At 68.3% G+C, this 19,001-nt stretch carries 14 protein-coding genes and 3 rRNA genes; 3 read left to right on the forward strand and 14 right to left on the reverse strand.

The window, feature by feature from the left end; genetic code table 11:
- Nucleotides 1-523: 523 nt before the first annotated feature.
- From N6H00_RS09770 to N6H00_RS09780, 3 genes are all read right to left on the reverse strand, one after another.
- Nucleotides 524-1,444, reverse strand: coding sequence for an NAD kinase (locus N6H00_RS09770; protein ID WP_268971200.1), 921 nt, complete (start codon nucleotides 1,442-1,444; stop codon nucleotides 524-526).
- Between the two features lie 80 nt (nucleotides 1,445-1,524).
- Nucleotides 1,525-2,457 (reverse strand): TlyA family RNA methyltransferase, encoded by a 933-nt coding sequence (locus tag N6H00_RS09775; protein ID WP_268976899.1) that lies wholly within the window; start codon nucleotides 2,455-2,457, stop codon nucleotides 1,525-1,527.
- Between the two features lie 53 nt (nucleotides 2,458-2,510).
- Complete coding sequence (locus tag N6H00_RS09780) at nucleotides 2,511-2,831, reverse strand: hypothetical protein (protein WP_268971201.1); 321 nt, start codon at nucleotides 2,829-2,831, stop codon at nucleotides 2,511-2,513.
- Nucleotides 2,832-2,896: 65 nt separating this feature from the next.
- On the opposite strand from N6H00_RS09780, the gene N6H00_RS09785 reads away from it, so the two are divergent.
- On the forward strand, nucleotides 2,897-3,244 hold the full coding sequence (locus N6H00_RS09785) for a sterol-binding protein (RefSeq protein WP_268971202.1): 348 nt from the start codon (nucleotides 2,897-2,899) through the stop codon (nucleotides 3,242-3,244).
- A gap of 145 nt (nucleotides 3,245-3,389) precedes the next feature.
- On the opposite strand, the gene N6H00_RS09790 is transcribed toward N6H00_RS09785, so the two are convergent.
- The 4 genes from N6H00_RS09790 to N6H00_RS09805 form a co-directional block, all read right to left on the reverse strand.
- Nucleotides 3,390-4,328, reverse strand: a complete 939-nt coding sequence (locus N6H00_RS09790; RefSeq protein WP_268976900.1) for an ABC transporter ATP-binding protein — start codon at nucleotides 4,326-4,328, stop codon at nucleotides 3,390-3,392.
- 32 nt (nucleotides 4,329-4,360) lie between these two features.
- Nucleotides 4,361-5,428: a FecCD family ABC transporter permease gene (locus N6H00_RS09795; RefSeq protein ID WP_268971203.1), complete on the reverse strand. Its 1,068-nt coding sequence runs from the start codon at nucleotides 5,426-5,428 to the stop codon at nucleotides 4,361-4,363.
- Nucleotides 5,425-6,474, reverse strand: coding sequence for a FecCD family ABC transporter permease (locus N6H00_RS09800; RefSeq protein WP_268971204.1), 1,050 nt, complete (start codon nucleotides 6,472-6,474; stop codon nucleotides 5,425-5,427). Before N6H00_RS09800 ends, N6H00_RS09795 begins: the two co-directional genes overlap by 4 nt.
- A 214-nt stretch (nucleotides 6,475-6,688) precedes the next feature.
- Nucleotides 6,689-7,744, reverse strand: coding sequence for an HAD hydrolase-like protein (locus tag N6H00_RS09805; protein ID WP_268971205.1), 1,056 nt, complete (start codon nucleotides 7,742-7,744; stop codon nucleotides 6,689-6,691).
- 76 nt (nucleotides 7,745-7,820) lie between these two features.
- On the opposite strand from N6H00_RS09805, the gene N6H00_RS09810 reads away from it, so the two are divergent.
- Nucleotides 7,821-9,206, forward strand: coding sequence for a DUF1015 domain-containing protein (locus N6H00_RS09810; RefSeq protein ID WP_268971206.1), 1,386 nt, complete (start codon nucleotides 7,821-7,823; stop codon nucleotides 9,204-9,206).
- Between the two features lie 67 nt (nucleotides 9,207-9,273).
- On the opposite strand, the gene N6H00_RS09815 is transcribed toward N6H00_RS09810, so the two are convergent.
- The 6 genes from N6H00_RS09815 to N6H00_RS09840 all read right to left on the reverse strand — a co-directional run bounded on the left by N6H00_RS09815 (nucleotide 9,274) and on the right by N6H00_RS09840 (nucleotide 17,586).
- On the reverse strand, nucleotides 9,274-10,110 hold the full coding sequence (locus N6H00_RS09815) for a hypothetical protein (RefSeq protein ID WP_268971207.1): 837 nt from the start codon (nucleotides 10,108-10,110) through the stop codon (nucleotides 9,274-9,276).
- Nucleotides 10,095-11,039 (reverse strand): hypothetical protein, encoded by a 945-nt coding sequence (locus tag N6H00_RS09820; RefSeq protein WP_268971208.1) that lies wholly within the window; start codon nucleotides 11,037-11,039, stop codon nucleotides 10,095-10,097. Before N6H00_RS09820 ends, N6H00_RS09815 begins: the two co-directional genes overlap by 16 nt.
- A 224-nt stretch (nucleotides 11,040-11,263) precedes the next feature.
- Nucleotides 11,264-11,380: ribosomal RNA gene (gene rrf / locus N6H00_RS09825) — 5S ribosomal RNA — on the reverse strand.
- Between the two features lie 110 nt (nucleotides 11,381-11,490).
- Nucleotides 11,491-14,610, reverse strand: a 23S ribosomal RNA gene (locus tag N6H00_RS09830).
- Nucleotides 14,611-14,868: 258 nt separating this feature from the next.
- Nucleotides 14,869-16,395, reverse strand: a 16S ribosomal RNA gene (locus N6H00_RS09835).
- The 16S, 23S and 5S rRNA genes sit together here, the layout of an rRNA operon.
- Before the next feature lie 528 nt (nucleotides 16,396-16,923).
- Entirely contained in the window at nucleotides 16,924-17,586 is a 663-nt protein-coding gene (locus tag N6H00_RS09840; RefSeq protein ID WP_268971209.1) for a DNA-3-methyladenine glycosylase, read from the reverse strand.
- Between the two features lie 168 nt (nucleotides 17,587-17,754).
- Between N6H00_RS09840 and N6H00_RS09845 the strand changes: the two genes are divergently transcribed.
- Nucleotides 17,755-18,537, forward strand: a complete 783-nt coding sequence (locus N6H00_RS09845; protein ID WP_268971210.1) for a sporulation protein — start codon at nucleotides 17,755-17,757, stop codon at nucleotides 18,535-18,537.
- A gap of 76 nt (nucleotides 18,538-18,613) precedes the next feature.
- On the opposite strand, the gene N6H00_RS09850 is transcribed toward N6H00_RS09845, so the two are convergent.
- Entirely contained in the window at nucleotides 18,614-18,940 is a 327-nt protein-coding gene (locus N6H00_RS09850; protein ID WP_268971211.1) for a barstar family protein, read from the reverse strand.
- Nucleotides 18,941-19,001: the final 61 nt, after the last annotated feature.

The following is a 19,001-nucleotide window of genomic DNA, read 5'->3' on the forward strand; positions in this document are numbered from 1 at the left end:
GCCCGGAGCCACCGGCGGGCGGCCGCCGACGAGACGGGAAGGGGCGGGGCCGCACCCACCCCCGCCCGGCACCCGCGCCACCGGGCGGGTCCGGGGACGGGCAGGTGCCCGGAGCCACCGGGGAGCGGCCGCCGACGAGACGGGAGGGGCGGGGTCGCACCCACCCCCGGCACCCGCACCGCCGGGCGGACCCGGCACCGGACGGCGCCGGGGACCACCGGGGGGCGGCCGCCGACGAGACGGGAGGGGGCGGGGTCGGAGGGGCGGGGTCCTGGACGCTTACGTGTATTTGTGGCGCCAATCTCCGGCCCACCCCACGCTCAACTGTCGTCGGCGCCGTAAATATACGGTCCAGGACCCCGCCCCGGAGGCCCCGCACCCGCACCCACCACACAACCGACCGCGCACCCCACGGCAACCCCGCCCCCGCACCCGCACCCGCACCCACACAACCCACCGCGCACCCCAGCGCAACCCACCGCGCACCCCAGCGCAACCGACCGCGCGCCCCCAGGGCAACCCCCTAGTGCGGCGCCCCCCGCCACCCCGCCACCGGAAGCGCGAACTTCGCGACCAGACGGTCCGTGAACGACGCGTGGTGCAGCCGCGCCAGCCGCACCGGTACCGCACCCCGGCGCACCTCCACCCGCGCCCCCGCCGGCAGCTCCACCGTGCGCCGGCCGTCACACCACAGCACCCCATGCGGCGTCTGCGGCTGGACCTCCACCGCGAGCACCGACTTCGGCGACGCCACCAGCGGCTTGGCGAACAGCGCATGAGCGCTGATCGGCACCATCAGCAGGGCCTCCACCTCGGGCCACACCACCGGCCCGCCCGCCGAGAACGCGTAGGCCGTAGAGCCGGTCGGGGTCGCGCAGACCACACCGTCACCACCGAACCGGGAGACCGGACGGTTGTCGACCTCCGTGACCACCTCGAGCAGCCGCTCACGCGCCGCCTTCTCGACCGACGCCTCGTTCAGCGCCCAGTCCGTGTGCACGATGTGCCCGTCGGTGCGGACGAGCACATCGATCGTCATCCGCTCCTCGACCTCGTACTGCCGGGTCACCACCCGGTCCACGACCTTGTCGAGGTCGTCCCGCTCGGCCTCGGCCAGGAAGCCGACCCGGCCGAGGTTCACCCCGAGCATCGGCACCCCCGAGACCCGGGCGAACTCCGCGCCGCGCAGCAGCGTCCCGTCCCCGCCGAGCACGACCAGCAGCTCGCAGCCGTCCAGGACGTCACAGTCCGCGTCGACGCGCTCGACGGCGGGTGGCAGCGGCAGGTCCGCGGCCTCGGCAGCGAGTACCCGCACCCCGATTCCGCTGCGCAGCAGCCCCTGGACGACCAGCTCGGCGCTGCGGATGGCCGCGGGGCGGCCGGTGTGCGCGAGCAGGAAGACGGTGCGGTCCGCCGCCGGCTCGACCGCCGGTGGTGGCACCATCGACGCCAGCGGAGCCACCGACGCCGAAGACTCCCACGCTTCGGGCACTGCTTCCTTCTCCTGCGCTGCTTCTGAAGTGGTCAACTGGGCCCCTCCGCCACTGCACGGTCAACATCGGCCGGGTCCAGTGCCGGCGCCCCGGCGCGCATCCACAAAAAGTACTCAACATTACCCGACGGTCCCGGAAGCGGGCTGGCCGTCACGCCCAGCACCCCCAGTCCCAGTTCCGCCGCCCGCTCCGCCACCGTACGCACCGCTTCGGCGCGCAGCTCGGCGCTGCGGACCACTCCCCCGCTGCCCAGCCGCTCCTTGCCGACCTCGAACTGCGGTTTGACCATCAGTACCAGATCGGCGTCGGGCGCGGCGCACCGCACGAGGGCGGGCAGGACCAGCCCGAGCGGGATGAAGGAGAGATCGCCGACGACCAGGTCCACCGGTGTCCCCCCAATCCGCTCGAGTGTCAGCTCGCGTACGTTCGTACGGTCGTAAACGCTGACGCGTTCATCGTTCTGGAGCGACCAGGCCAGCTGGCCGTAGCCGACATCGACGGCGAGCACCCGCGCGGCGCCCGCGCGCAGCAGAACGTCCGTGAAGCCTCCGGTCGACGCACCCGCGTCCAGCGCCCGCCGCCCGGCGACCTTCAGCCCCGCCCCGTCGGCCGGGCGGACCGGGCGGACCGGACGGACCCCGGGCTCCTGCCCAGCGCCCGAACCGGCACCCGCACCCGCACCCACACCCACACCCGCACCGGCACCCGCCCGATACTCCTCACTGAAGGCGTACAGCGCGCCCGCCAGCTTGTGGCCGCCGCGCGAGACGTAGTCCGGATCGCTGTCGTCCTTGATCACGACGACGGCCGCGCTGGTCTCCACCTGGGTGGCGGGCTTGGTCGCCACCGCCCCTCCGACGGTGACCCGGCCCGCGCTGATCAGCTGGCTCGCATGCTCACGCGAACGCGCCAGCTTGCGGCGCACCAGCTCCGCGTCGAGTCGTACGCGTCGTGGACGGGTCACTGCCACGGGTGGTTCAGCTCCTGAGGTCGTTTACGTCGTGATGCGGCGAACGGTTACATCGCAGCAGGGGGCTGCGGACCGGGCGCCGGCGGTCCGGGCCGCCGGTCGAGTGCTGTCAGCGTGTCGCGCAGGCCCCGGTGGACATCCTCGTACACCTCCAGATGTCCGCTGGTCGCGAGGTGGTCGGCATCGGCCAGCCGGTCGAGCCGGGCGTCCACCTCGGGAACGCCGGTAGGTGTGCGGTCCACGCCGAGCGGCGCCGGATCAGCGGCCCCGAGCGGCTCCGGCACAAGGTCCGGCGCCGGCTCCGGTACCGACTCCGCCGCCGGATCGGACTGTGGGCCGGGCCGTCCGGCCGGCATCGGCTCGCTCATGGCCCCGACGCTACCGCGAATCCCACGTTCTCCGGCGTACGAGACCTGCGGTAACGTCGTCCGCGATGGCGACCTTGGAACAGTGCCGCGGCGCACTCGAGAAGCTGGCGGAGAACCTCGCGGGCGCGAACGGGGACCTCCGCAGCGCCGCCGCGCTCGATCGCTCCGTCAGCTGCTGGATCACCGACCTGGACACCACCTTCGTCGGGCGTCTCGTGGACAGCCGGATAGAGGATGTGACGGCCGAGCCGGGCCCGCCGGCCGAGCGAGCGCAGATCCGGCTGACGATGACCGGCGACGACCTGGTGGCCCTGGTCGACGGCGAGCTGCACTTCGCACGGGCGTGGGGCAGCGGCCGGATCAAGCTCGAGGCCGGTCTGCGCGACCTCCTGCGGCTACGGAAGCTGCTCTGATCCAACCGGAAGCGCCCCAACCGGACCTGAGCGGAAACACCCCAAGCGGAAACCGGACCTGAGCGGAAACGCCCCAAGCGGAAACCACACCGACCAAAGACCCAGCAGAGACTCGCCAGGACTGGCCAGGACTCGCCAGGACTCGCTAGGACTCGCTCGCCACAGCCGCCAAAGACACCTCGGCGGCCCGTGCCGTACGGGGCTGGCGGGCAGCGGGGATGACCAGCGGCGTCCCCGTCTCCGGGTCGTCGATCACCTGGCAGCGCAGCCCGAAGACCCGCTCCACCAGCTCCGCCGTGACCACGTCCCCCGGCGTCCCCTCGGCGACGATCTTCCCGCCCCGCATCGCGATCAGATGCGTGGCGTAGCGGGCGGCGTGGTTCAGGTCGTGCAGAACGGCGACGAGGGTGCGGCCCTGTTCCTCGTGGAGCTGGGCGCACAGGTCCAGCACATCGATCTGGTGCTGGATGTCCAGGTAGGTCGTGGGCTCGTCGAGGAGCAGCAGCGGGGTCTGCTGGGCGATGGCCATCGCGATCCACACCCGCTGGCGCTGTCCGCCGGACAATTCGTCGACATAGCGATCCCTGAGTTCCGCCACCCCGGTCGCCGCCATCGATTCGTCGACGATCCGCTCGTCCGTCTCCGACCACTGCCGCAGCAGCCCCTGGTGCGGATAGCGGCCGCGGGCGACCAGGTCGGCGACCGTGATCCCGTCCGGCGCGATCGAGGACTGGGGCAGCAGCCCGAGCGTGCGGGCGACCTTCTTGGCGGGCAGCGTGCCGATGGCCTGCCCATCCAGCAGCACCGATCCGGCCGAGGGCTTGAGCATCCGGGACAGGGCACGCAGCAGAGTGGACTTGCCGCAGGCGTTCGGTCCGACGATCACCGTGAAGGAGTTGTCGGGGATGACCACGGACAGCTCTTCGGCGACCGTGCGCCGGTCGTAGGCGAGGGTCAGCCCCTCCGCGGTGAGCCGCTGCCGCCCCCGCGAGCCCCCGCTTCCACTCCCACTCCCACTACCGCTACCGCTACCGCCCCCACTGCCACTGCCGTCTGCCACGGTCTGCCGGGTGTCCTTGTCCATGTCGTCTTCCGTCCGGGTCGTGTCCACACTCGTCATATCCGCCCCGCCTTGCGCTCGGTCACCAGCAGCCACAGCAGATAGGCGCCGCCCAGCATCCCGGTGAGCGCCCCCACCGGAAGCTGATCGGCCCCGAAGGCGCGCTGTGAGGCCCAGTCGGCGGTGATCAGCAGCCCCGCGCCCATCCAGGCCGACGGCAGCAGATTCGGGCCCGCCGAGCGGGTGAGCCTGCGGGCCAGCTGCGGGGCGACCAGCGCCACGAAGGCGACGGGCCCGGCGGCGGCCGTGGCGGCCGCCGTCAGCAGCACGGCCGAACCCATCAGCACCATCCGCGTCCGCTGCACCCGCACCCCGAGCGCGTAGGCGCTGTCGTCGCCCATCTCCAGCATCCGCAGCCCGCGGGCGTGGCCGAAGACCACAGGCAGCAGCACCACGCAGACGGACAGCAGCGGCCAGACCTGGTTCCAGTCCCGCGCGTTGAGCGATCCGGCGATCCACACCACCGCGCGGGTCGCGTCCACCACGTCGGCCTTGGTGAGCAGATAGCCGTTGACGGCGGTGAGCATCGCGGACGCGCCGATGCCCACCAGCACCAGCCGGTACCCCTGTACGCCCCGCCGCCAGGCCAGCGCGTAGACGCCGAGTCCGGTCAGCAGGCCGCCGCCGAGCGCACCGGCGGCGACCTCGGCCGGACTGCCCTGGAGCAGGACGATCACGGTGAGCGCCCCCGCCGCCGAGCCCTGGCCGAGACCGAGCACATCCGGACTGCCCAGCGGGTTGCGGGAGATGGACTGGACGATCGCCCCGGCCAGCCCCAGGGAGGCGCCGACCAGCAGCCCCACCAGTACGCGCGGCAGCCGCAGATCGTTGACGATGAAGTCCTGGGCCATCGTGCCGTCGCCGAACAGCGTGCGCACCACGTCGACGGGGGCGATGGGGTAGTCCCCGGTGCCGATCAGCACGACGCTCATCACCAGCGCCAGCGCGATCAGCAGCGCCCCCACGACCATGCCCCGGACGTCCAGGCGCAGCGAGAGGCCGCCACGGGTGCGCAGCACGGCTCCGCGCGTCCCGGGCTTGCTGGTGCGCTTGCTCGCGTTCACAGTTCGGCCATCCTTCGGCGACGTACGAGGTAGATGAAGAGAGGTCCGCCGATGAAGGTGGTGACGACGCCGACCTGGAGTTCCGCGGGCCGGGTGATCACCCGCCCGATCACATCGGCGCCCAGCAGCAGCACGGGCGAGAGCACGGCGGCGTACGGCAGGATCCAGCGCATATCGGGCCCGGTGAGCGCGCGCACCAGATGCGGCACGATCAGCCCGACGAACGCGATCGGCCCGCAGGCGGCGGTCGCGGCCCCGCACAGCAGCGTGACCGCGCCCATGGAGAGCGCCCGGGTGCGGTTGAGGTTGGTGCCAAGCGCGCGCGCCGTGTCGTCGCCGAGGGCCACGGCGTTCAGCGAACGGCCCAGCGCGACCGCGAGCACCATGCCGACCAGGAGGAACGGCGCCACCTGCCGGACGACGCTCATGTTCGCGGAGGCGAGCGAACCGACCGTCCAGAAACGCATCTTGTCGAGCGCCGCGGTGTCCAGCAGCTCAACGGCGTTGACGTATCCGTAGAGAGCCGCGTACACCGCCATACCGGCGAGCGCGAGCCGCACCGGGGTGGCGCTCCGGCTGCCGCCGAGCGCGTACACCAGCACGGCCACGACGGCGGTGCCGAGGAACGCGAACCACACATAGCCGGTCAGGGAGGTGACGCCGAAAAAGCTGATGGCCGAGACGACGGCGGCGGACGCGCCCGCGTTCAGCCCCAGCAGTCCGGGGTCGGCGAGCGGGTTGCGGGTGAGCGCCTGGATGACCGCACCGGCGAGGCCCAGCCCGGCGCCGACGAGCAGACCGAGGATGGTGCGCGGCAGCCGTACGTCCCGGATCACCACATCGGTGTTGTCGCCGGTGTAGTGGAACAGCCCGTGCCACACCTGGTCCAGCGGAATCGGTTTGGCGCCGATCGCGATGGACGCCGCGGCGATCGCCAGCAGCACGCCCAGGGAGACGACCAGGCCGGTCGCACGGAGCGCGGTGCGCCGACGGGGCGGCGCGCTCGCTGTCTCGGTCCCGGCTTTCACCGGACTGACCACGGTCACGCGGAACTCCACCTCATAGCACGGCCGATCATGACTTAGGTTAGGTTACCCTAAGTCTTACTGGCCGTATCCATGCGGGATCACCGGAGTTCGTGGCCGGGCTCACAGCCCCCAGCCGCCCAACGCAGCCGCCGCCGGCCGCGCAACGCCGCCAACGCCGCCAACGCCGAGTCTTCCCCGCGTCCGCCGAGTCTTGCCCGCGTCCGCGCTCGGCTCACAGCCCCAGCCGCGCCAGAGCCTTCCCCGCGTCCGCGTCGCTCACACCGTCCCCCGCCTCGGCCCACGCCGCCGCGCACAGCGCCCGCAGACCGTCCAGCGGCTCATCGCCGTCGCCCTCCAGCACCAGCGCCCCGCCGTCGGCCCGCGCGACCCAGCCGCCGCACCGGAAAGCGCCCGCCGCGCCCGCCGCGCCCGCCGCGCCGTCGTGCTCCACCTCCGGCTGCGGGGTGAGCAGCCCGCGCAGGTCGCGGTCCACATACGCCGGCCGGTACTTCGGCTCGGCGGCCAGCAGCTGCGCGGGCGTGGTCACCCCGGTCAGCACGAGCAGCGAGTCCACCCCGCCCGCGTACGCGCCCTCGATATCGGTGTCCAGCCGGTCCCCGACCACCAGCGGCCGCCGGGCGCCGGTGCGCAGGATCGTCTCCCGGTGCATCGGCGGCAGCGGCTTCCCCGCGGCCTGCGGGGACGCGCCCGTCGCGATGCGCACGACCTCCACCGCCGCGCCGTTGCCCGGTGCGATGCCCCGTCCGCTGGGAATCGTCAGATCCAGGTTGGAGGCGAACCACGGCACCCCGCGCGCCACCGCGTACCCCGCCTCCATCAGCCGTGCCCAGGGCATCTCCGGCCCCCCGTACCCCTGCGCCACCGCCGCCGGGTCGTCGTCCGCCGAGTCCACCGGGGTCAGCCCGCGTTCGCGCAGCGCCACCCGCAGCCCCTCCCCGCCGATCACCAGCACCCGCGCCCCCTCCGGCAGCTGCTCGGAGATCAGCCGGGCGACCGCCTGCGCGGAGGTGATCACATCGGCGGGGGCGGCGGGCACCCCGAGCCGCGTCAGATGCTCGGCCACCACCTCCGGCGTCCGCAGCGCGTTGTTGGTCACATACGCCAGCCGCATCCCGTCGTCCCGCGCGGTGACCAGCGACTCCACCGCATGCTCAATGGCCTCGCCGCCCGCGTACACCACCCCGTCGAGGTCCAGCAGGGCCGTGTCGTACGCCTCGTGCAGCGGCCGTCGACTGGATTCGGGCCGGGTGCGGACGGGCTGGTTCATGGGGGCCACTCCTCGCAGATCTGTGCGCTTCTCCCCCGATCATCGCGTATCGCCGCGCGGGGCATAACATTCACTGATGAGCATTCCAGGGCCTGGCGGACAAGGTCTCCAGCTCACTCCCTTCCGGGGGCTGCGCTATGTCGCGGAGCGGGTCGGCAGCCTCGCCGCCGTCACCTCACCTCCCTACGACGTGGTCGTACGGCCCGATGGTCTGCGCCGGCTCGAGGCGGAGGACCCGTACAACATCGTCCGGCTGATCCTGCCCCAGGCCGGCACCCCGGCCGCCCGCCACCGCCAGGCCGCCGAGACGCTGCGCCGCTGGCAGGCCGACGGAGTGCTCGCCCCGGACCCCGAGCCCGCGCTCTACGTCTACGAGCAGCGCGACGGCCGGACGCTCCAGCGCGGACTGATCGGCGCACTGCGGCTGAGCCCGCGCGAGGAGGGCATCGTCCTCCCCCATGAAGAGGTCATGCCGCATGTCGTCGAGGACCGCGCCGATCTGATGCGCGCCACCGCCGCCCATCTGGAGCCGCTGCTGCTCGCCTACCGCGGCCACGAGAACGGGCCCTCGGGGAACGGACCGAACGGACCAGCGGAGAACGGAAGCGCAGGGAACGGCACCACGAGGAACGGCACCACGGGGAACGGACCAGCGGAGAAGGGCACCGGCGGGGCCGCGCGGGTCATCGAACGCGCCATCCGACGCGCACCGCTGCTCTCCACGACCACCGAGGACGGCGTCGACCACCACCTCTGGCGCGTCACGGACCCCGCCGACCTGGTGGAGGTCGCCGCCGACCTCCGCCACCACCAGGCCCTCATCGCCGACGGCCACCACCGCTGGGCCACCTATCTGCGGCTGCGCGAGGAGCGCCGGGAGCCCGGCCCCTGGGACTTCGGGCTCGTCCTGCTCGTCGACACCGCCCGCTACCCCCTCCGGGTCCGGGCCATCCACCGGCTGCTCCGCCGGCTGCCACCGGCCGAGGCGCTCGCCGCGGCACGACGCGCCTTCCGCGTACGGGAGATCGACGGCCCCATGCCGCGCGCCCTGGAGCGGCTCGCCGAGGCGGCCGCGGCCACGCCGCCGAACGCCTTCCTGCTGGCCGGGGACGGCCGCTTCCACCTCCTGGACCGGCCGGATCCGCAGGTGCTGGCCCGTACGGTCCCCGAGGGACGGCCGGAGGCATGGCGGACGCTGGACGCCACGGTGCTCCACCACGTCCTGCTGGACCATCTGTGGCATGTCCCGGACACACCCGAGCACATCGGCTACCTCCACGACCCGGCGGCGGCCGTCGAGCAGGCCGAGCGGCTGGGCGGTACGGCGGTGCTGATGCATCCGGTGTCCGAGGACGTCGTGCACGAGCTGGCGCGGCAGGGCATCGCGATGCCGCACAAGTCGACGTCCTTCGGACCGAAACCGGCGACGGGGCTGGTGCTGCGGAGCCTGACGCTGGGCTGAGCCCTTCGGCCGCGGCGGACAGACGAGTGGGGCGGAACCCTTCCGGAATCCCGCCCCACTCGTGGCGTCAGCTGTCGTCGCCGTCCTTGTCGCGCTCGGCCCGGGGCCCGGACGTCGCCTCCGCCACCGGCTCGGCGTCCTGGTCCTGGTCCTCGGCCTGTTCCTCGCCGGACTCCTGGCCCCGGTCCTCGCCCTCGGCCTCCTCGACCGGCCGGGGAACGTCCGGCTGGGGAACGTCCGGCTGGGGAACGTCCGCCCCCTCCTGCTCGGGGTCGAGGGCGTCCACGAACTCGACCCCGTCCAGCTCGGCGAGCCGGTCCGACGCGTCCGTGGTCCCGCCCTGGTCCGCCTCGAGCGCCTTGGCGAACCACTCCCGGGCCTCGTCCTCGCGGCCGACCCCCAGCAGCGCGTCGGCGTACGCGTAGCGCAGTCGGGCGGTCCACGGCTGGATCGAGTTCGAGGCCAGCTCCGGGCTCTGCAAGGTGACGACGGCGGCCTCGGCCTGGCCCATGTCGCGCCGGGCTCCGGCGGCCACCATCCGCATCTCGACCTGCCCGGCCCGGTCCAGCTTCTGCACCTCGGGCTCACCGGCCATGGCCAGCGCCCGCTCGGGACGGCCCATGCCGCGCTCACAGTCGGCCATCACCGGCCACAGCTCGGAGCTGCCGGTCATCCGGCGCGCGGCGCGGAACTCCGCGAGCGCCTCGGCGTACTTCCCGACGCTGTACGACGCGAAGCCCGCGGCCTCGCGCACGGCGGCCACCCGGGAAGCGAGCCGCAGGGCGACCCGCGAGTACTGGTACGCCCGCTCGGGCTCGTCGTCCAGCAGCTTGGCGACCATGACGAGGTTCTTCGCGACATCCTCGGCGAGCGTCTTCGGCAGGCTCATCAGCTCCTGCCGCACGCTCTTGTCGATCTCCTCGCCGGTGACGTCCTCGGGGATCGGCAGCCGCTTGATCGGCTCGCGGTCGCGGTCCCTGCCGCGCTCATCGCGGCGCCCGTAGCCGCCGGTGCGGTCGTCGCGGCGGTTGAAACCGCCACCGCCGGAGCGGCGGTCGTCCCGACCCCGACCCTGACCGTACGGCCGGCGCGGCCCGCGGTCGTCGCGACCGCCCCGGAAGCCGCCATCACGGTCGTCGCGCCGCGGCCCGCGCGGCCGGTCGTCCCGACGCTCGTCACGCCGCTCATCCCGCCGGAACCCACCACGGTCACGGTCGTCACGGCGGAACCCACCACGATCGTCATCGCGCCGGAAGCCACCACGGTCACGGTCGTCACGCCGGTAGCCGCCCCGGTCGTCGTCACGCCGGTACGAAGTCCGCTCGTCACGGCGCTCGTATCCGCCACTACCACGACCGCCACGGTCGCGGTCACGGTCATCGCGGCGGAACCCACCACGATCGTCACGCCGCTCGTCACGGCGGTCATCGCGCCGGTAGCCGCCACGGTCATCGTCCCGGCGGAAGCCCGGCCGATCGTCACGGTCGCGACGGAAGCCACCCTGGCGGAAGCCACCGTCGCGATCATCCCGGCGCGGTCCGCGCGGCCGCTCGTCACGCCGCTCATCACGCCGGTCATCGCGACGCTCGTCCCGGCGCTCGTAACGGCCGGCAGGACGGCCGCCCCGGTCGTCGCGGCGCCCGTAGCCACCGGGACGGCCTCCGCGGTCATCGTCCCGACGCGGCCCGCGCGGCCGGTCATCCCTGCGATCGTCGCGGCGGTCATCGCCACGGCGGAACCCGCCACGGTCGTCATCGCGACGCGGTCCGCGCGGCCGCTCATCACGCCGGTCATCGCGGCGATCATCACGACGGAAACCACCACGGCCGCCATCACGGCGCGGCCCGGAGCCGCGGAACTCGCGCCGGTCGCCGGCGTCCCGGCGCCGCGGCTCGCGGCCTGTCCGGTCGTCGGGAGAGTTGGTGGACATCGGCGTGACTCCTGTCTTCATGTACTACAGACATTCTCCCGCACCGGACGCACCGATGCGGCTCCAGAAAAAACAAAAGGACCCCTGGTCCCAGCATGCACGCTGGGACCAGGGGTCCTAAAAGATTGTTCGGCGGCGTCCTACTCTCCCACAGGGTCCCCCCTGCAGTACCATCGGCGCTGAAAGGCTTAGCTTCCGGGTTCGGAATGTAACCGGGCGTTTCCCTAACGCAATGACCACCGAAACCCTATCGGGTTCTAGCGAACAAGCACACTCTTCAATTAAGTCAAGTGGAACTGATTCACCGGTGCGACTGTTCGCAACCCGGGAACCACACAGTGGACGCGAGCAACTGAGGACAAGCCCTCGGCCTATTAGTACCAGTCAACTCCACCGGTCACCCGGCTTCCATATCTGGCCTATCAACCCAGTCGTCTACTGGGAGCCTTAACCCCTCAAGGAGGTGGGAGCCCTCATCTCGAAGCAGGCTTCCCGCTTAGATGCTTTCAGCGGTTATCCCTCCCGAACGTAGCCAACCAGCCATGCCCTTGGCAGAACAACTGGCACACCAGAGGTTCGTCCGTCCCGGTCCTCTCGTACTAGGGACAGCCCTTCTCAAGACTCCTACGCGCACAGCGGATAGGGACCGAACTGTCTCACGACGTTCTAAACCCAGCTCGCGTACCGCTTTAATGGGCGAACAGCCCAACCCTTGGGACCGACTCCAGCCCCAGGATGCGACGAGCCGACATCGAGGTGCCAAACCATCCCGTCGATATGGACTCTTGGGGAAGATCAGCCTGTTATCCCCGGGGTACCTTTTATCCGTTGAGCGACGGCGCTTCCACAAGCCACCGCCGGATCACTAGTCCCGACTTTCGTCCCTGCTCGACCCGTCGGTCTCACAGTCAAGCTCCCTTGTGCACTTACACTCAACACCTGATTGCCAACCAGGCTGAGGGAACCTTTGGGCGCCTCCGTTACCCTTTAGGAGGCAACCGCCCCAGTTAAACTACCCACCAGACACTGTCCCTGATCCGGATCACGGACCCAGGTTAGACATCCAGCACGACCAGAGTGGTATTTCAACAACGACTCCACCACAACTGGCGTTGCGGCTTCACAGTCTCCCACCTATCCTACACAAGCCGAACCGAACACCAATATCAAGCTGCAGTAAAGGTCCCGGGGTCTTTCCGTCCTGCTGCGCGAAACGAGCATCTTTACTCGTAGTGCAATTTCACCGGGCCTATGGTTGAGACAGTCGAGAAGTCGTTACGCCATTCGTGCAGGTCGGAACTTACCCGACAAGGAATTTCGCTACCTTAGGATGGTTATAGTTACCACCGCCGTTTACTGGCGCTTAAGTTCTCAGCTTCGCGGAGTCGAAACCCCACTAACCGGTCCCCTTAACGTTCCAGCACCGGGCAGGCGTCAGTCCGTATACATCGCCTTACGGCTTCGCACGGACCTGTGTTTTTAGTAAACAGTCGCTTCTCGCTGGTCTCTGCGGCCACCACCAGCTCCGAGTGCAAAACCCATCACCAGCAATGGCCCCCCTTCTCCCGAAGTTACGGGGGCATTTTGCCGAGTTCCTTAACCATAGTTCACCCGAACGCCTCGGTATTCTCTACCTGACCACCTGAGTCGGTTTAGGGTACGGGCCGCCATGAAACTCGCTAGAGGCTTTTCTCGACAGCATAGGATCATCCACTTCACCACAATCGGCTCGGCATCAGGTCTCACCCACAATGAGAGACGGATTTACCTACCCCTCGGGCTACACCCTTACCCCGGGACAACCACCGCCCGGGCTGGACTACCTTCCTGCGTCACCCCATCACTCACCTACTACAGGTCTGGACCGTCGGCTCCACCACTCCCCTTCACCCGAAGGATCCAGGGCGGCTTCACGGACTTAGCATCGCCTGGTTCAGCGTTGGCGCTTCAAAGCGGGTACCGGAATATCAACCGGTTGTCCATCGACTACGCCTGTCGGCCTCGCCTTAGGTCCCGACTTACCCTGGGCAGATCAGCTTGACCCAGGAACCCTTAGTCAATCGGCGCACACGTTTCCCACGTGTGAATCGCTACTCATGCCTGCATTCTCACTCGTGAACCATCCACAACTCGCTTACACGGCTGCTTCACCCGGCACACGACGCTCCCCTACCCATCACAACAGCCGTTAGGCCTTACGCTGCAATGACACGACTTCGGCGGTACGCTTGAGCCCCGCTACATTGTCGGCGCGGAATCACTTGACCAGTGAGCTATTACGCACTCTTTCAAGGATGGCTGCTTCTAAGCCAACCTCCTGGTTGTCTCTGCGACTCCACATCCTTTCCCACTTAGCGTACGCTTAGGGGCCTTAGTCGATGCTCTGGGCTGTTTCCCTCTCGACCATGGAGCTTATCCCCCACAGTCTCACTGCCGCGCTCTCACTTACCGGCATTCGGAGTTTGGCTAAGGTCAGTAACCCGGTAGGGCCCATCGCCTATCCAGTGCTCTACCTCCGGCAAGAAACACACGACGCTGCACCTAAATGCATTTCGGGGAGAACCAGCTATCACGGAGTTTGATTGGCCTTTCACCCCTAACCACAGGTCATCCCCCAGGTTTTCAACCCTGGTGGGTTCGGTCCTCCACGAAGTCTTACCTCCGCTTCAACCTGCCCATGGCTAGATCACTCCGCTTCGGGTCTTGAGCGTGCTACTCAAACGCCCTCTTCGGACTCGCTTTCGCTACGGCTCCCCCACACGGGTTAACCTCGCAACACACCGCAAACTCGCAGGCTCATTCTTCAAAAGGCACGCAGTCACGAGACACCAGCAAGCTGATGTCCGACGCTCCCACGGCTTGTAGGCACACGGTTTCAGGTACTATTTCACTCCGCTCCCGCGGTACTTTTCACCATTCCCTCACGGTACTATCCGCTATCGGTCACCAGGGAATATTTAGGCTTAGCGGGTGGTCCCGCCAGATTCACACGGGATTTCTCGGGCCCCGTGCTACTTGGGAAACAAGCAAGCAAGCCACCACGATTTCAGCTACGGGGGTCTTACCCTCTACGCCGGGCCTTTCGCATGCCCTTCGCCTATCGCAATGGTTTCTGACTCACCCAGCCGCCGGCAGACGACCGAAGCTCGCTCCCACAACCCCGCATGCGCAACCCCTGCCGGGTATCACACACATACGGTTTAGCCTCATCCAGTTTCGCTCGCCACTACTCCCGGAATCACGGTTGTTTTCTCTTCCTGCGGGTACTGAGATGTTTCACTTCCCCGCGTTCCCTCCACATACCCTATGTGTTCAGGTATGGGTGACAGCCCATGACGACTGCCGGGTTTCCCCATTCGGACACCCCCGGATCACAGCTCGGTTGACAGCTCCCCGGGGCCTATCGCGGCCTCCCACGTCCTTCATCGGTTCCTGGTGCCAAGGCATCCACCGTGCGCCCTTAAAAACTTGGCCACAGATGCTCGCGTCCACTGTGCAGTTCTCAAGCAACGACCAGTCGCCCACCACCAACATGGACTCCGGCCAACCGAGGGTTCATTCCCTCAGACACCCAACAGCGTGCCCGACCCGACCGCACCCGACCATCCCGTTCCACACCCCCGAAGAGGCAGTACTGAAGACACCAGGCCAACGGCCGTGCCGAATAGTCAACGTTCCACCCATGAGCAACCGTGCGAGACACTCGCTCGCAGTCGGCTATGCGCTCCTTAGAAAGGAGGTGATCCAGCCGCACCTTCCGGTACGGCTACCTTGTTACGACTTCGTCCCAATCGCCAGTCCCACCTTCGACGGCTCCCCCCACAAGGGTTGGGCCACCGGCTTCGGGTGTTACCGACTTTCGTGACGTGACGGGCGGTGTGTACAAGGCCCGGGAACGTATTCACCGCAGCAATGCTGATCTGCGATTACTAGCGACTCCGACTTCATGGGGTCGAGTTGCAGACCCCAATCCGAACTGAGACCGGCTTTTTGAGATTCGCTCCACCTCACGGCTTCGCAGCTCATTGTACCGGCCATTGTAGCACGTGTGCAGCCCAAGACATAAGGGGCATGATGACTTGACGTCGTCCCCACCTTCCTCCGAGTTGACCCCGGCAGTCTCCTGTGAGTCCCCATCACCCCGAAAGGCATGCTGGCAACACAGAACAAGGGTTGCGCTCGTTGCGGGACTTAACCCAACATCTCACGACACGAGCTGACGACAGCCATGCACCACCTGTACACCGACCACAAGGGGGCACCCATCTCTGAGTGTTTCCGATGTATGTCAAGCCTTGGTAAGGTTCTTCGCGTTGCGTCGAATTAAGCCACATGCTCCGCCGCTTGTGCGGGCCCCCGTCAATTCCTTTGAGTTTTAGCCTTGCGGCCGTACTCCCCAGGCGGGGAACTTAATGCGTTAGCTGCGGCACGGACAACGTGGAATGTCGCCCACACCTAGTTCCCAACGTTTACGGCGTGGACTACCAGGGTATCTAATCCTGTTCGCTCCCCACGCTTTCGCTCCTCAGCGTCAGTATCGGCCCAGAGATCCGCCTTCGCCACCGGTGTTCCTCCTGATATCTGCGCATTTCACCGCTACACCAGGAATTCCGATCTCCCCTACCGAACTCTAGCCTGCCCGTATCGAATGCAGACCCGGAGTTAAGCCCCGGGCTTTCACATCCGACGCGACAAGCCGCCTACGAGCTCTTTACGCCCAATAATTCCGGACAACGCTTGCGCCCTACGTATTACCGCGGCTGCTGGCACGTAGTTAGCCGGCGCTTCTTCTGCAGGTACCGTCACTTGCGCTTCTTCCCTGCTGAAAGAGGTTTACAACCCGAAGGCCGTCATCCCTCACGCGGCGTCGCTGCATCAGGCTTGCGCCCATTGTGCAATATTCCCCACTGCTGCCTCCCGTAGGAGTCTGGGCCGTGTCTCAGTCCCAGTGTGGCCGGTCGCCCTCTCAGGCCGGCTACCCGTCGTCGCCTTGGTAGGCCATCACCCCACCAACAAGCTGATAGGCCGCGGGCTCATCCTGCACCGCCGGAGCTTTCCACCACCAGACCATGCGGTCAGCGGTCATATCCGGTATTAGACCCCGTTTCCAGGGCTTGTCCCAGAGTGCAGGGCAGATTGCCCACGTGTTACTCACCCGTTCGCCACTAATCCCCGGCCGAAACCGGTTCATCGTTCGACTTGCATGTGTTAAGCACGCCGCCAGCGTTCGTCCTGAGCCAGGATCAAACTCTCCGTGAATGCTTCCGGGATATCCCGGCAAACACTGCACGAGAGCGGAACAGAACCGGAGGAATAATCCAGTCCCGTTCACAGCGTCCTCGCTGTGTTTTTCAAAGGAACCTCGTCCGAGAAGGACGGGGTTATCAACATATCTGGCGTTGACTTTTGGCACACTGTTGAGTTCTCAAGGAACGGACGCTTCCTTCGAAACCCTTTCACCGGTTTCTCCGGGCGCTTCCCTTCAGTGTTTCCAACCTTACCAGATCCGATTTCCGGTCCGTTTCCGTTCCGAATACCGTTTCCGGCCCCCTGCTGGAGCGGGGTGTTTCGCGCCTTCCGGCGTGTCCACTACTTTAGCCAATTTCCTGCCGGGCGCCTAATCGGAGCCCCGGGCCTTGATTTCGCGCAGCGAAATAGGACCCTCTTCGGGAATCGTCGGTAGTGGTTGGCCGCTCCGGAGCTGCGGTGACGTGATCTTCAGATCGCGCCGACAGCGCTGCCCGTCTCAAGCGGCTCGGGCTACGTTAGGCGTCCGGTCCAACGGAGTCAAGTTCCGACCTGACGGCGCGTCGCATTTCGGCGACGCGGGGTGTGGGCCCGGTAGGGGCTCACCGAGGGGTCACCGTCGATCCAGAAGCGCCAGGGGTGAGTTGCGCCCTCGCCGCCCACTCCGGTGCGCGGACCGCTGAGCACCTGGTCGGGCCGGGCGGGGTGGCCGGTGAGTATGCCCAGCGGGGCATCGGCGCCGGCGCAGGCATCGATGCCGTTCAGCCGGCGGTCCACGCCCAGCGCCGTGGCCAGCCGGGCCGGTCCCTTGGCCAGCTCGTGGTCGTTACGGGCCTTCGGCCGGCGCTCATGGGCCCGCTCATGGCCGTGCAGTACCTCGCCCGCGCGCAGCAGCACCCCGCTGGCGTGGCCCTCCGGTCCGCAGACCAGGTTGAGGCAGTGCCACATGCCGTAGGTGAAGTAGACATACGCATGACCCGGGGGGCCGAACATCACGGCATTGCGCTCGGTGCGCCCCCGGTAGGCGTGCGAGCCGGGGTCCGCCGGGCCCGCGTAGGCCTCGACCTCGGTCAGCCGCAGTTCGATCGGGCCGTCCGGGGTGCGTCGCACCAGGACGCGGCCCAGGAGGTCGGGCGCGACCTCGAGGACGGGTCGGTCGAAGAAGGCACGGTCGAGCGGCTGGCGATCAGGTCCTGGTGTCACGCGCCCCGAGCGTAGTGGAACAGATATGAACCGGTGGTTGGAGAGGGCACCGATCCGCTGGGAAGGTATGAGCCGCGGAACCGTCCAGTGCGGTTTCGCGTTCCTACGTGTCAACAGTGATCGAGTGCGATCAGGTCAAGACGCAGTCGCGTCCTTGAAAGGGAGAACATGGGCTTCAAGAAGCTGCTCGCGAGTCTGGGTGCCGGTGGCGCTTCGGTGGAGACGGTGCTGACCGAGGAGAACGTCGTCCCGGGTGGCATCGTGCAGGGCGAGGTCCGGATCCAGGGCGGCTCGGTCGCGCAGCAGATCGAGGGGCTCTCGGTCGGCCTACAGGCACGGGTCGAGGTGGAGGGCAACGACCAGGAGTACAAGCAGGACATCGAGTTCACCCGGCAGCAGCTGGGCGGTGCGTTCGAGGTGCAGCCGGGTGCGGTGCACGCGGTGCAGTTCGGCCTGGAGATCCCGTGGGAGACTCCGATCACCATGTTCCTGGGCCGGCATCTGACCGGGATGAACGTGGGGGTGACCACGGAGCTGGCGATCGCGCGCGCGGTGGACTCGGGCGATCTTGACCCGGTCAATGTGCACCCGATCCCGGCCCAGCAGGCGATCCTGGACGCCTTCGGTGCCCTCGGCTTCCGGTTCAAGAGCGCCGACCTGGAGAAGGGACACATCCGCGGGACGCGCCAGCGGCTGCCCTTCTACCAGGAGATCGAGTTCTACGCGCCGGAGCAGTACCGGGGTCTGAACCAGGTGGAGCTGTCCTTCGTGGCGGACGACCGCGAGATGGACGTGGTGCTGGAGATGGACAAGAAGCCGGGGCTGTTCACCGAGGGCAGTGACACCTACCGGTCGTTCACGATGAACCTGGCGTCCTTCCAGGACACCGACTGGGCCGCGTACCTGAACCAGTGGCTCGCCGAGGTCGGCGGCAAGCGCAACTGGTTCTGAGGGTTCCCTCCGCTGCGATGAACTCCCGCGCGGGGCGCACACCGAAGGCATCGCGGTGTGCGCCCCGCGTCGTACGTCAGGGCCCGTCGTCGTAGCGCACCACCAGCGGCCGCCCCTGCGCCGCCCAGTACGCCTCCGCGTCGGCGAGGATGTCCGCCGCGATCGCGGCGGCGTCGGGGGCCGCGTCGCGGAAGGCCGGCCAGCCCTGGATGTCCAGCAGACAGCCGCTGGGCTCGCCGCCCTCGGCCAGCCAGGACAGATCGGTGAGGCAGTCGGCGAGGGCGTCCCAGTTGCGCCCGTACCAGTCGGGAAAGCGCAGGTCCCGGGCGCAGCGGTCGAGAAAGCCGCTCTTGTCCGTCACGCCGTCGAGGCGTAGGTGGAGGGCGAGGGTCGGGCCGGTCATGGGCGCCATGGTGCCAGCCCGCCGGGTACGGGTCTCGTTAGGCTGGCCGCGGAGATGATCC

This window comes from Streptomyces sp. S465, from assembly GCF_026898115.1.
GTDB classification, from domain to species: domain Bacteria; phylum Actinomycetota; class Actinomycetes; order Streptomycetales; family Streptomycetaceae; genus Streptomyces; species Streptomyces luomodiensis.

What these genes read in the sequence shown, in the direction of transcription:
- N6H00_RS09805 (WP_268971205.1), bottom strand. Translation starts at nt 7,744, where the DNA reads ATGAACCAGCCCGTCCGCACCCGGCCCGAATCCAGTCGACGGCCGCTG.
- N6H00_RS09845 (WP_268971210.1), top strand. Translation starts at nt 17,755, where the DNA reads ATGGGCTTCAAGAAGCTGCTCGCGAGTCTGGGTGCCGGTGGCGCTTCG.
- N6H00_RS09810 (WP_268971206.1), top strand. Translation starts at nt 7,821, where the DNA reads ATGAGCATTCCAGGGCCTGGCGGACAAGGTCTCCAGCTCACTCCCTTC.
- N6H00_RS09790 (WP_268976900.1), bottom strand. Translation starts at nt 4,328, where the DNA reads ATGGACAAGGACACCCGGCAGACCGTGGCAGACGGCAGTGGCAGTGGG.
- N6H00_RS09785 (WP_268971202.1), top strand. Translation starts at nt 2,897, where the DNA reads ATGGCGACCTTGGAACAGTGCCGCGGCGCACTCGAGAAGCTGGCGGAG.
- N6H00_RS09850 (WP_268971211.1), bottom strand. Translation starts at nt 18,940, where the DNA reads ATGACCGGCCCGACCCTCGCCCTCCACCTACGCCTCGACGGCGTGACG.
- N6H00_RS09770 (WP_268971200.1), bottom strand. Translation starts at nt 1,444, where the DNA reads ATGGTGCCACCACCGGCGGTCGAGCCGGCGGCGGACCGCACCGTCTTC.
- N6H00_RS09780 (WP_268971201.1), bottom strand. Translation starts at nt 2,831, where the DNA reads ATGAGCGAGCCGATGCCGGCCGGACGGCCCGGCCCACAGTCCGATCCG.
- N6H00_RS09820 (WP_268971208.1), bottom strand. Translation starts at nt 11,039, where the DNA reads ATGGCGGCCGTGGTGGTTTCCGTCGTGATGATCGCCGCGATGACCGGC.